The 593-nt window shown below is 64.8% G+C and carries 2 protein-coding genes; both read left to right on the top strand.

What is annotated here, in order from left to right:
* Window positions 1-286 (top strand): ABC transporter permease subunit (locus HX846_RS37065; protein WP_178967443.1); only part of this gene is annotated, 286 nt, incomplete at its 5' end.
* Window positions 283-593: ATP-binding cassette domain-containing protein (locus tag HX846_RS37060; RefSeq protein ID WP_178967442.1), on the top strand; the 311-nt coding region annotated here is incomplete at its 3' end. The genes HX846_RS37065 and HX846_RS37060, both read left to right, overlap by 4 nt.

Genomic DNA, 593 nt, shown 5'->3' with positions numbered 1-593 from the left:
GTCGTGGCACGTGGGCCGCAATGCGATGCCGCCGTTGCTGGTGCAACTGAGCCTGGACATCGGCAGCGCGATCCTGATGGCCTCGGCCCTGGGTTTCATCGGCCTGGGTGCACAGCAGCCCACCGCCGAATGGGGCGCGATGGTTGCCACCGGGCGCAATTTCATTCTCGACAACTGGTGGTACTCGACCTTTCCGGGGCTGGCGATCCTGGTCACCGCGACCGGCTTCAACCTGCTGGGTGACGGTGTTCGTGACCTGCTCGACCCACGGCAACAGGGGAAATGACCATGTCCAGTCCGGCAGTGCTTGCCATCGACAACCTGAGCCTGGAATTCCCGGCTTACCGCAACAACGTCCAGGCACTCAACGGCGTGTCGTTGCACGTCAACCCCGGCGAAGTCGTCGGCGTAGTGGGTGAATCCGGCTCCGGCAAATCCGTGACCGCGATGCTCAGCCTGCGCCTGCTGCCGGAGCGCAGTTACCGGATCACCGCCGGCAGCTTGCAGATGCTCGGCCGCGACATGCTCGGTGCCAGCGAGAAGGAGCTGCTGCAGATTCGCGGGCGTGACGCGGCGATGATCTTCCAGGAGCC

The organism is Pseudomonas sp. K5002, assembly GCF_013386655.1.
GTDB lineage: Bacteria > Pseudomonadota > Gammaproteobacteria > Pseudomonadales > Pseudomonadaceae > Aquipseudomonas.
Note: the sequence above shows the minus strand (reverse complement) of the source record. Positions and strands in the feature narration are given on the sequence as shown.